Here is a 7,974-nt window from a genome sequence, read left to right on the forward strand (position 1 = left end):
CTCAAATATGTAAATATCATTATCTTAAAAAGAGATTAAAAAACACTTTATAGCCATTATGTTAACAGATTATCATTTGTAGATTATCTCAAAAGTAACGTTATGATTATCTCAAAAATCCGTGGCGATACATCCTATTGAATATCACTGTATACCGAACTGAGATCAGCACCACCCCCCTACTACTTTCACTTTGAACTATTATGTTCGGTATCATTCAAAGCAGGGCCAACCAGAGATAACAGGAGTAATCTCATGATAAACCCAGCGGAAAAGCTCAAGGCAAAGTAGCGGGAATTTATCAGTGTCAGGGAGTTGATTGAGCGAATTTCACGTCTCCACCCCGCGATGAGTCAGGCGCAGATAGCTAACTGGCTGCTGATAGAATTGACGGATGCCAGGCCAGTGTCACCGCCGTTACTGATTCAGGACGCGCTCGGCGTGATCCGCGCCCCACGCATTTATCTGTATCACGCGTATCTGGCCTATATGGAAGCTTACGGCCATCAGCGTTCATTATCGTTGACCAAATTCGGCAAAGACTTTCCCAAAGTAATGAAAGAATTCGGCGCAGAATACAAAAAAGCCAGGACCGACAAAGGCTTCCGCTACAACATGGATTTATCCGACACCGCCAAAGACTGGCTCCCCGCCCTGGCACTGCCCCACCATCCGCAACCGGAAGAGCCACCCTACTAATTATTTCTCACCTCTGGCTTATTCAGAGTGTTCAGAAATAGATTTAATTAATTGAAATACAAAGATAAAAACCGACTGAATAGTTTACTAATAACTGTTCAGTCAGTATTCATTAATTCGTGGATGGCAGGTATTAAAAACTGAACACCTGAACAGTTGCTGAAGAGTCTGAGGGGGAGTGTTCAGAGAGGCTGAGGCCAGAGCGGGTGCGGGTTGTGGGGGTGATCTTGTTGCCTGGTGAAGGGGGTGAATAGTGGGGGGGAAGATGGGGGGTGGGCCGTTGCGTTATATCCCTATCCCATCAGCCGCAAAAATCACATTAAAAAGTATCTTGTCCCCCAAACAACTACCTGATTTCATTCAATAACTCAGGGTGTTTATCAAGCACTTGCAACAATTTTATCGTTGATGGGTGTGGCAACGCTTTACCCTTTTCGTAACGCGAAAAAGCATTCACTCCACCTCCAAAAATCTCACTAGCTTCCCGCTGGTTTAGACCCAATTTTTTTCGCACCTGCACAATATATGCGGGTGCAATCGATTCTGTATTAACCATTTTTCGCAAAAGCATTGTTTTTGCTGCATAGGTATCGGACTCAGCTTCAGTCATGATTGTTTCACCGCATGCCGGGCAATGTTGTCCTATCACGCCTTCGACGATGAACTTACGCCCTTTATAGGTAAAGGGGACGTCACGCGCTTCGTGGATTAATTCTGCACCACCACAAACTGGACATTTCATCATTAAAGCTCCTTAAACGAGACAATCAAAACATCATCGATAACCGTGATTTTCAAATAAACTCTACCGCACGAAAGCATGGGGCGGTAAACATCCTGCCAAATCGTATGATCTTGATGTATCGTCATACTTTTATAAAAATCGGCGCTAGTCAGTTCGCAAACTACATCACACATATCCCTAAAACTCAGCCCCAGCTCTTCAGCGCCATCTCTGGCAGTTCGAGTCGATTTAACATTCCCTTTCAATACCAATTCTTTTACTTTTAGTAAACGAGTATGCGGAGTCCGTTTCTCCATTTCATTGCCATCCTTGAGCAAGTTTCACTCAATAAACATAACCTACTAGGTTATTTATAGCAAGAAAATAACCTAGTAGGTTTGTTTTGCAGATAATTTAACAAATATCAATGAGTTATGGTTATTGAGGTGACGAAGCCAGTAATTTTTATTACAGCATTTACAAAATCATCTGTGCTGCCCGGCATTTATAAATTTCTGCTAATTTCTCTCTGGTTTTCTTTTGTGGGCGAGAATCTACGGCTTCCCATTGGGATACAGCAGATTGGGTGGTGCCAAGCAGTTCTGCTATTTCATATTGCGAAAAGCCACGGTAGATACGCCATGCAGCCAGCAAACTGACACCATCGTTTACCATGATTTGAACAACTTCATTCGGGATGGTCTGATCATCATCGTGATCAGCAACATAGGGAATATCATCGTACTTCGCATTAGAGATAAGTTGCTGGTATTCGGCAATGGGTAAGACCACAAACTGAGGCTCTCCTGCTTCATCATGAATGTATTGTAGTTTTGCCATCTTATTCACCTTAGTTTAGAAAAATAACACCATGCCTTTGAGAGGAAATCTACTGAGCCAGCCTACTAATAGGTCGTTGTGGTTCTACGTTTAACTTCCTGGATCGTACATATCACAGGGGTTCCCTCTATAATCTGAAAAATAATCCTGTAATTCCCCACTCGCATCCGATATTGGCTATCACTGGTCTGTAACTTTTTGATATCCAAATCAACAGCAGGGAAATTTGTCAGTTTATTCACTGATGGATTTTCGATATCTGACATCTATTGAAAGTAACTGCTTAACCGCTTTCCTCGACCAGTCAACCTTGACCATCGTTTCCTCACTTTTATAAGTGATCACATCCGCTGTTATTGTCAAATAGTAGAGCTATATGTAAGTATGGTCAACACGGAAACCTAATTATTTACTAATTTTAATCTTATTAAAAACTGATTTTTGAATCCAAATAATAATTGATATCGATGCATTACATACATATTACACCCACAAATGCGGCCCCTCTCGCATCTACAAAAATGTTTGTCCTAATTTACCACTGGTTAATTGAACAGTCGAGAATGGCCGGATATAGTGCCCTCGCAGCGGCAAAATCCGTTGCTGGGTTTAGCAGCCCGAGTCAAAACAGAGCGCACAACCGCGCAGGCGGTTACTATGTGCGGGTACAGTTACACCTGTGAAAAAGCAATGGTGGGCTGGACGGGGGCATCGAAAGATGCGCCGGGTTCTCTGTTGACCGGTCTGCTAAGTGCCCAATGAAAGCATTTTAGGTTTGCCAGCAAAACGGTATCTGAAGCGCCAACCTTTCGAGCCATTTGGCTCCACCAGCAGAGACAATCCATTACCATCCGCTTTGGTGTAGGGCTTCTCTTGGGGTTTTGCACAGCGTATCTCAAGGTCCGTGAGTGCGATGTGTATAGAATCCAGAGTGTATAAAACATGATGTGTATAGAATTTGGAGTGTAGAGAATCTCTATACAGATAACTATACACGTTTGTATGTGGATTCCCGTGAGCAACAATAGCCGTCAAGAGACAACAACAGTGGCCTAAATCTTACTATGACTGGATTTGATGTACTTCGGGAGATACTGCGAGACGTTAGATTGGAGCGGGTGAAGGGAATCGAACCCTCGTATAGAGCTTGGGAAGCTCTCGTTCACTCTATCTCAACATTGTACCAGTCCTAGACAACTGATAGCGGCATAATAGGGGAACTAATTATGGCTATCAAGGGCAATATGTATCTTTATCAAGATTCAACGGGACTTTGGATTTTCCAAGTCTTCGTTCCTGCTTATATGCGGCATATCTCAGAAGGTAAAAGGGTTATACGTAGAAGTGCAGGGACAAGGGATATTGAAAAAGCTAGAGATTTTAGAGACCACATGATTATTGAGTGGAATAAGCTCAAATCTCAACTGAAGCCGGATACTCATTCTATCAAGATACAGCGCGGCGTCGCTGGGTTGCATAGTCTGGTTAAGCAAGCAGCCAGTAAACCCAAAAAAGGCATCTCTGCAAGAAATGAATCAAAAAGTAAGCCTGTGAGTTTGATTCCTAAACTGGGAACCTTACGGGATGAATATCTATCAACTTATGATGAACGTAGAGCACTCTCTACCCTCAGTAAAACAGCTAGAGCGGTAGATATATTTCTCAATAGCATAGGCAAAGCGGACATATCAGTAGACTTAATTGGTCGTAGGATGGTTGCTGAATTCCTTGATTATCAAGGTAAAGATGGGTTATCCCCTCAGACATTACAAAACTGGCTATCTTCCTTGAGTGGGCTATATGAATTTGCTATGCGTCGGTATGACAACATTCCCCCGCTTAATCCATTTCAAGGCCATAATCTCGAAGCAAAGCGTAGCATCGTTAGCTATGAACCATTTGAATCACATCAAATTGAAACTTTATTACTTGAAGCAGAAGAAGAAATAAGGGACGTGATACTGATCGGATTATATTCAGGTATGAGATTAGATGAAATTTGTAGTTTAAAAATAATTGAAACTATCACGATTGAGGGTATCCGCTGCTTTAACATTACCAAGGGCAAGACCAAATCAGCAATAAGATATGTTCCAATCCATTCAAAACTTATTGACATAGTGGATAAGTATCTTTCTATGGCTAATGGCGAATATCTATTAACCCATGCAAATCTGGTCAAACGTAAAGATGGCAAAACAGGCCCATATTACAGTCAGAAATTTACAAGACTCAGGAATAGTGTGTTACCTCTAGCTTCTGATAGGCAAGTTTTCCACAGTTTAAGGGGGATGTTCATCACGGAATTAGATAGGCTAGGAGTGCCGGAGCAACGGATAGGAGCTATAACAGGCCATGCAGAGCAAAAGGCAAAGACAGAGGCTTTCAGGACGTATAGCAGAGGTGCGCTTATGAAGGAGTTAGCGGGATATATTGAAATGATAAATTATAAATTAGAAGACAACCTTTGTTAGATAAAAGGCGGGGATTAACCCGCCTTCTGTTCATTTATAAACTATCGTGCTGGGTATGAGGTAATTAAATCGTTCATCTGACGTTCGTCATAGCTAGCAATCTTGTTATCTGCTAGTACAGAAAAAACCCCCTCTAAACGCCCCACGTCTGTACTAATATGCACGTCCGCAGGTTTAACAGTTATATGGTTTACTGGTGCTTGGTACTGACTACTAGCTTGATAAGGCTGTGGTCGCATTGCTGCCGCAGATGGAATCATAGCCTGTGGAGTCATGTTGTTTGCAACGGGTTTACTATCTTTAAACTGATTCTTCAACAGTTCCCAAGCACTCAGACCCATAATCAGATTTGAGTTAGAATTCAATCTCTTTGATGGTTCTTTAACACTCTGGAATAATTCTGCTTTTGTCTTTGGTTCAGCAAGCTGATTAACAGAGAAACCAGTAAGCTTGATTATATTTGCGATGATTTTGCCCAATCCCTCGACAAGAGGTGTTAACTGGCGCATCGCCTCAGCAAGTCCGTCTGTCCCACCCATTGCATTGCTGAGGCTGATGGAGAATTTATCGCTTAGGGTTTGTGAAGCATAACTAACTGCGATACCCCATTCACGGAGTTTGGTTAGACTAGATAACTGTTCGTCAGAGAGCATTTGGCCTTTAGACTTCATATCAATAATGGTTGAGATTACTTCATCGCCGTTATTGGCAAAGAGTCCACTTACTCTTGAGAGATCATTAACCGTTTCTTCGTAATATTTTTGTTCAGCCGCTGATTTCTTCAAAGCTTTTGCATTAAGTTTCATTTGCACAATGAACTCTGTAGGAGCCATCTTTTCTATATCTTTGAGGGTATAGCCCAACGGCTTAAACAAATCGTTATACGTGTCTGTCAGCTCGCCACCGCCTTTTAGTTTGCCGGTCTTCTTATCAAACGTTCCTTGGGACGTTAATTCACCCTTTTTTTCTAAGACATCAGAAAGAATATTTTCTAAGTTGGCGTCTATCCCTTTATTTTCAACCAGGCGCATCAGAGCTTGGCTCTCATAGGAATTTATTGTTCCTGCTTTATTTAATTTATTAATTTCCTTGGCACGGTCTACAGATGAAGAAGCACTGCTGTACGCTGCATAAGCACCACCTACAGCGCCAGCGGCAGCATACCCACCCAAGCCCACCCCCAACAGAGCACCACCTTTACGGCTTTCTGCTTTTGCTGTTTTGGCTGTTTCTCTTTTCAATCGTCTGGCTGTGGCCTCTGCTCTGCGAGTATTGGCAATCAGGAACTTCATCTGCTGATTCATTTCAGATAGATCAAGATTTCCTTTCTTGTACTCATTAGCAAGCTGTTTGGCCTGTGCAATAGCCTTATAACGTTGACCTACCCCCAGTTGTTCCATGCGAGAGATTGAAAAAGCAACGTCACGTAATTTCATGGCGCTGTTTATCTCGCGCTTGGTGGTCTCTGCGGCTTGCTTCTTTAACTGTAATTTACGTTTCTCAGCTAATGCAGCTTCTTTTGCCTGACGGGTGGCTGTTTTACCCACGCTATTCATTTGTTTCATTTGTGATGCTGTCACCGCTGCCCAATCCTTGGTTGATGGCGTACCCACTATACCAGTGCCAAAACCCGATTTAACTTTGTTCATAGCTGCCATCTGTTGAGATGCTACAGCTTTTGCACTTGCTACGGCTTTATTGGCAGAGGCTGGAGAAATGCTTCCTACTATCCCTGTTGATTCTTTCTTCAGCCGTTTCATGGAATCTCTGACACGTTTTAAGCTTTGGATATCAGTATCAAATTTAACGATATTCCGTAACGTGGCGGCTGTTATGATCATTGTTTATCTTCCTTTTATTATTGTTTATTGTTTTTCTCAGATAAATAAAAAGCCCAGCCTTTTTAAGACTGAGCTTTTATTATTTAGATACAGGCTCTGATATTGCTCGAAACAAGCTATACCCATTTTTAAGTCGCCAATTAAGCGTAGATTCGTTAATTTTAAGAAAACGTGCTAATTGCCGTACATTCAATAAGTTCAATATAGTCTCATCACCACGAATACATTTAATTACACGTCCTGAATTGTCTTCTATTTTTAGTTGCATAAACTTACCCTCTATTTTTCTATAAAGCACAATAAAATTATAATAAAGACTGGAGGAAAATATACCCCCCAGTTAATTAGTAGCATTAGCCATAGATAAAAATAGAGAGCTATTACAAACTCTCTAAAATCCATTTAGCTTGCTGTGTTGGTAGCTTTTAGAACAACATTGGGTAGAAGAGAGGCTGGCAATAAGCTATGTTCATTATGAACGTTTACCATCTGCATATCTGTGTAAGTCCGATATGAATAAACACGTTGCGGTGACATCTGTGCTACATCCATATTCCTAGAAGCTGGTCCGAAATAACCTACATAAGGAGTAGTATTGGGTGAAAACTTAGGTACAAAATATGCTTCATTAGTGTCAATACCATAGCTTGCATCTTCTACACGAATAAACGTCATGTCCATAAAACGGAACATACTGAATCCAGACAAATTTGCAGCTTCTTTGTAGGTGGTAATAATATTGTTGCTGTTATCGGCTGCGCTTGTAAAAGTGAAAAGCTCTTTTACGCTGGCATGGAAGCGTAACTTGCTATAGAAGTTGCTGCCGCAAAACACAATAGTATCCTGCATTGCTGTTGATAGATTCCCCTGAACATTTCTGAGCTTAACCATTACATCATCGAGCCACATTGGGACATCAGTCGAAGCAGAAGCGAGATCAACAGTAGCTACCTGTTGGGAGAATCCGAACGTATCTACCCAATTGATATTCGGGTTTTCCGTTTTAGTTGCATCTACAGTGTTTTTAAACAGGCATTTTGCAAGTAATTGCTCTGTTGTACGGCGGTACGCTGTGTGATGTTTATCTAGATAATCAATGATTACACTGGTTACAGTCCGTTCAGAATCCGTCCCCATGGCGCGGCGTGACTGGAATGCTTCAGGTGTTACAACATCCTGACGGTAGAAATGTGGGATCTCTATATTATATGAGCTGTAACGATCTAAAATAGTGGTATTCTGATCAGTCCCATAGCGCATAGTTTCTGTATTAATAATAGCATTATCTGAAACCAGATAATCAACTGCAATGCTGCGCGTTGCGCTCGGCTTAAAATTAAATAGTCCTAAATTTTGTAATAGATAGTTTTGACTAGGGATTAGTTTAAAACTCTCG

The 7,974-nt window shown here is 41.6% G+C and carries 7 protein-coding genes and 2 pseudogenes; 2 read left to right on the forward strand and 7 right to left on the reverse strand.

The window, feature by feature from the left end; all coding sequences use genetic code 11:
- Positions 1 to 300 precede the first annotated feature (300 nt).
- Positions 301 to 699 carry a winged helix-turn-helix domain-containing protein gene (locus V2A85_RS20140; protein WP_420072189.1) on the forward strand — a complete coding sequence of 133 codons (399 nt, stop codon included), beginning with the start codon at positions 301 to 303 and terminating at the stop codon, positions 697 to 699.
- A gap of 346 nt (positions 700 to 1,045) precedes the next feature.
- Here V2A85_RS20140 and V2A85_RS20145 read toward each other — a convergent pair whose 3' ends face one another.
- The 5 genes and pseudogenes from V2A85_RS20145 to V2A85_RS20165 form a co-directional block, all read right to left on the reverse strand.
- On the reverse strand, positions 1,046 to 1,444 hold the full coding sequence (locus V2A85_RS20145; protein ID WP_049562359.1) for a type II toxin-antitoxin system MqsA family antitoxin: 399 nt from the start codon (positions 1,442 to 1,444) through the stop codon (positions 1,046 to 1,048).
- The gene (locus tag V2A85_RS20150; RefSeq protein WP_420072185.1) at positions 1,444 to 1,740 is read right to left on the reverse strand and encodes a type II toxin-antitoxin system MqsR family toxin; all 297 of its coding nucleotides are present in this window, start codon (positions 1,738 to 1,740) and stop codon (positions 1,444 to 1,446) included. The genes V2A85_RS20145 and V2A85_RS20150 overlap by 1 nt, the downstream gene beginning before the upstream one ends.
- A gap of 160 nt (positions 1,741 to 1,900) precedes the next feature.
- Positions 1,901 to 2,263: a helix-turn-helix domain-containing protein gene (locus V2A85_RS20155; RefSeq protein WP_049611876.1), complete on the reverse strand. Its 363-nt coding sequence runs from the start codon at positions 2,261 to 2,263 to the stop codon at positions 1,901 to 1,903.
- A gap of 65 nt (positions 2,264 to 2,328) precedes the next feature.
- Positions 2,329 to 2,581: pseudogene (locus V2A85_RS20160) on the reverse strand (type II toxin-antitoxin system RelE family toxin).
- Between the two features lie 435 nt (positions 2,582 to 3,016).
- Positions 3,017 to 3,178, reverse strand: a pseudogene (locus V2A85_RS20165) (Arm DNA-binding domain-containing protein); the annotation flags it as partial.
- A gap of 311 nt (positions 3,179 to 3,489) precedes the next feature.
- On the opposite strand from V2A85_RS20165, the gene V2A85_RS20170 reads away from it, so the two are divergent.
- The gene (locus V2A85_RS20170) at positions 3,490 to 4,737 is read left to right on the forward strand and encodes a tyrosine-type recombinase/integrase (protein WP_420072186.1); all 1,248 of its coding nucleotides are present in this window, start codon (positions 3,490 to 3,492) and stop codon (positions 4,735 to 4,737) included.
- A gap of 41 nt (positions 4,738 to 4,778) precedes the next feature.
- Here the strand turns inward: V2A85_RS20170 and V2A85_RS20175 are convergent, their stop codons facing one another.
- Together V2A85_RS20175 and V2A85_RS20180 are read right to left on the reverse strand one after the other, a co-directional pair.
- Positions 4,779 to 6,578: a hypothetical protein gene (locus V2A85_RS20175; RefSeq protein ID WP_420072187.1), complete on the reverse strand. Its 1,800-nt coding sequence runs from the start codon at positions 6,576 to 6,578 to the stop codon at positions 4,779 to 4,781.
- 402 nt (positions 6,579 to 6,980) lie between these two features.
- Positions 6,981 to 7,974 (reverse strand): major capsid protein (locus tag V2A85_RS20180; protein ID WP_420072188.1); only part of this gene is annotated, 994 nt, incomplete at its 5' end.

The sequence above is a fragment of the Yersinia sp. 1252 StPb PI genome (genome assembly GCF_048593885.1).
GTDB classification, from domain to species: Bacteria; Pseudomonadota; Gammaproteobacteria; order Enterobacterales; family Enterobacteriaceae; genus Yersinia; species Yersinia enterocolitica_E.

What these genes read in the sequence shown, in the direction of transcription:
- V2A85_RS20145 (WP_049562359.1), bottom strand. Translation starts at nt 1,444, where the DNA reads ATGATGAAATGTCCAGTTTGTGGTGGTGCAGAATTAATCCACGAAGCG.
- V2A85_RS20150 (WP_420072185.1), bottom strand. Translation starts at nt 1,740, where the DNA reads ATGGAGAAACGGACTCCGCATACTCGTTTACTAAAAGTAAAAGAATTG.
- V2A85_RS20155 (WP_049611876.1), bottom strand. Translation starts at nt 2,263, where the DNA reads ATGGCAAAACTACAATACATTCATGATGAAGCAGGAGAGCCTCAGTTT.
- V2A85_RS20170 (WP_420072186.1), top strand. Translation starts at nt 3,490, where the DNA reads ATGGCTATCAAGGGCAATATGTATCTTTATCAAGATTCAACGGGACTT.
- V2A85_RS20175 (WP_420072187.1), bottom strand. Translation starts at nt 6,578, where the DNA reads ATGATCATAACAGCCGCCACGTTACGGAATATCGTTAAATTTGATACT.